This is a genomic window from Thermogemmatispora sp., from assembly GCF_019683755.1.
Taxonomy (GTDB): domain Bacteria; phylum Chloroflexota; class Ktedonobacteria; order Ktedonobacterales; family Ktedonobacteraceae; genus Thermogemmatispora.
Genome location: NZ_JADGHT010000452.1, coordinates 1 through 3097 on the forward strand (window position 1 = coordinate 1; position 3097 = coordinate 3097).

General features: G+C 59.2%; 3 protein-coding genes. All 3 read right to left on the reverse strand.

Annotated elements, in window-relative coordinates; all coding sequences use genetic code 11:
- Positions 1–120: 120 nt before the first annotated feature.
- Positions 121–1065 carry a sucrase ferredoxin gene (locus IRZ24_RS18635; RefSeq protein ID WP_297167710.1) on the reverse strand — a complete coding sequence of 315 codons (945 nt, stop codon included), beginning with the start codon at positions 1063–1065 and terminating at the stop codon, positions 121–123.
- Positions 1066–1100: 35 nt separating this feature from the next.
- Entirely contained in the window at positions 1101–1919 is an 819-nt protein-coding gene (locus IRZ24_RS18640) for an energy-coupling factor transporter transmembrane protein EcfT (RefSeq protein ID WP_297167713.1), read from the reverse strand.
- The coding region (locus tag IRZ24_RS18645; RefSeq protein WP_297167716.1) for an ATP-binding cassette domain-containing protein at positions 1910–3097 on the reverse strand (1188 nt) is incomplete at its 5' end. The genes IRZ24_RS18645 and IRZ24_RS18640, both read right to left, overlap by 10 nt.

Below are 3097 nucleotides of genomic sequence, written 5' to 3' on the forward strand. Positions count from 1 at the left end.
CTCTTCCCTCGGCTACCGTCCTTAGCCGGTACGGCAGCGAGGGAAGAGAGGAAGAGTTCCGAGAGAGCTGAGTGAGAGAGAGGGAGTGCAGTTGTCTGCTGAAATGCTGGGCTATGTTCCTCAGCTTACCGCTGCTTGTGAAGCCTGTGGGACATAGACCCGATGCTCGAGCAGGCGATAGCTTTGCCGCTGAAGCTTGCCAGCGAGATTGCAGCAACAGCCCTCGACTGGGGCCAGCGGCTCGCTCTGCTCGACGAGCTGCAGATTATGCAAGGACCCGTCGATACGCGAGAGGAAGAGCACCTGATGACAGGCTCCCTCTTGACGCGCCTCTAAAAAGATGAGTGCCTCTAACTCGCGTAAGCCTGTGCGCTCCCGTAAAAACTGTTCGGCGGCCTGGACAGGCTGAGGGTAGAGCACCCGCCCGCGGCACTTCTCCAGGTACAGTTTTCCCTGGCGGTCGGCCTCAAGAATAGCAGCTACTTCAGGTACCTTGACACGGCTGTAGTAGATGCCATGTGGAAGACAAACCAGGTTAGCAGCGAACTGGTCACCACCGATATGGCTGCATTGCCAGACCTGCTCTCTGGCCAGGCGAGCCGCTTCGCGATAGATAGGCATACCGAATTTGGCGCAGCATTGATCGTGCTTGCCATGTGTGCAGACAATGTAGAGCGGCTCCCGACTCAGATAGCGGTCGTAGTCGGGCACTCCTCGCTCTAGGGCTGCCAGAGGAAGCTGAGGCAACTCCTCATAGCCTGCAAGCTGGAAAGCGTAGAGCGCCTGGCGCTCGGGCTGTGTAATCGCCACAAAGCAACGCACCGGGCCGCTGCTGCGTGGTCCTCGCCTGATAAAAACCGCCATACTTTGCCGTGTCTCGTAGCTCAGAGCCACATCTGCCAGCCAGCGGCGCGCCGGCTCGGGCAGGGCGTTGGAGAGAACTGCCGACCGTTCCCAGACTCCTGTATATTCTACCAGCACCCAGAGCCTGGCCAGGGGCGCCAGGCCATGAAAAGGTACCTGACGCTCCTCAGAGACCTGGGCGCAGAAGATGCGTTCTACCACACTTGATACTCCTCACCATGTAGTATGATGCATGGCTATAGCTCCTTCGTGAAGGAGAGCGGCCCCATCCAGCCAGTCAGCCAGAAGAGGCCAATAACTATCAGGCAGAGCAGCCAGAAACAAATGATGAACAGGTAATCAGTGCGATCGAAGCGAAATCGCCGGAAATATGAGCGCTGTCTGAAGGCACCGAAGGCTCGGCTCTCCATCGCCAGGGCAGTGCGTTCGGCACGACGAATGGCGCTGGTCAGCAGCGGAAGCAGGTAACGACGCAGACGCTCGGCCTGGGCTTTCGCTCCGCCCTGGGTCTCGATACCGCGAATGCGGTGAGCGGCCTGAATCAGGCGAAATTCCTCTTGCAGCAAAGGCACGAAGTGAAAAGCTGCTAAGACTCCATAGCCAAGCCGATAGGGAAAGTGCCACTGCTGCACCATTGCACGGATGAAGTCGCTGATATCGGTTGTTAGCATAAAGATCAGCGACAGCAGCAGCATGGCATAGACGCGCAGAACGGAAGCCGTGCCAGCCAGCAAGGCGCCCTGATAGAGTACCAATGGACCAAGCCTCAGCACGACAGGGGTATGATTGAATAGCTCGGCCCGTACCATAAAGGGATAAAGGATCATGAAGACCAGCAAGCTGATCATGAGAGGGGCCTGAATGCGCCAGAAGGTTCTTGGGGCAATGCGCGCCAGCCCCACAATCACAGTGCTCGCCAGGGCTATAAAGGCCAGGGGCAGCCAGGGATCATTAGTCAGTGCCACGAAGAGCACCACAGGCACAAGGGCCACCACCTTTGTGAGTGGGTTCAGGCGATGCAGTAGTGAATTGCCCTCCTGGTAGATTACCTGCATGAGCTTTCCTCCCTTGTGGAAGCCGCCCCCGGCGGATGGGCGCTTGAGCCGGGCAGCGGCTCCGCCGCAAGTGGCGAAGGCGCGTACGCCTGGAGACAGCGCTCACAAAGCTCCTCGAGCGTTAGCAGATCAGGCCATCCAAGACGACGAGCCAGACGAGCCAGCGGAGGCAAGGTCAGACGCGCCTCCCTCACAAGCTCCTCTTGCGAGAAAAGTGCGGATGCTGTCCCATAGAAAATCAATTGTCCCTCTTTCATGACTGCCACGTACTGCGCATACACTGCCACCAGTGACATATCATGCGTAATCACAACGACCGTGCGCCCCTCACTATGAAGCTGCCGGAGTAGCTCTAGCAGGGCTGTCGCATTATATGCGTCCTGACCAAAAGTAGGCTCATCGAGAATAAGAATCTCCTGTCCCATTGCCAGCATCGTAGCCACGCTCAGGCGCCGCTTCTCGCCATGGCTCAGCGTAAAGGGATTCGCGCGAGCCAGAGCGAGCAGGCCGAAGCGTTCCAGCAGCGAGCGCGTGCGCTCCTGCACCTCCGCTGCGGGCAGGCCCATCACACGCAAGCCATAGGCTACCTCATCCTCGACCGTCTCCGTAATAAACTGGTGCTCAGGATTCTGGAAAACGTAACCGACGTGGCGGGTCAGCTCGCGGGCTGAAACCGTGGTCAGATCGCGGCCCAGCAAGTGAATTGAGCCACGGGGTGGCTGCAGAATACCGACCAGATGCTGGGCTAGCGTTGTCTTACCGGCGCCATTGGCTCCGACGACAGCCAGAAAAGCCCCGCGCGGGATCACTAGCGACACATTCCGCAGCACCTGGCGTCCCCCTGCGCAGTACGAGAGTGAGCGCACCTCAATGGCCATCTCCTGGTGACCGTGGCTGGGGCTATTTGAACCCGAACTCGGCTGGCTCTGGGCAGGACGATGGCCATGAACAACTGACGGCTCCGGCGATCGTTGCTGAGACAGGGTGCGCGCTTCTGCTCCTCGACCCTTGAGAAGGGCCTCCGCGGCCTCCTCGAGAGTCAGAGGCAACGGCTCAAGCGACCAGCCCTGTTGTCGCAGAGCGTGAGCCAGCCTGGCAACCTGGGGCACCCATACCCCTAGCTCCTGCAATGTCCCCAAATGCTCGCCTAGCACCTGGCGTGGTGGACCATCTACAAC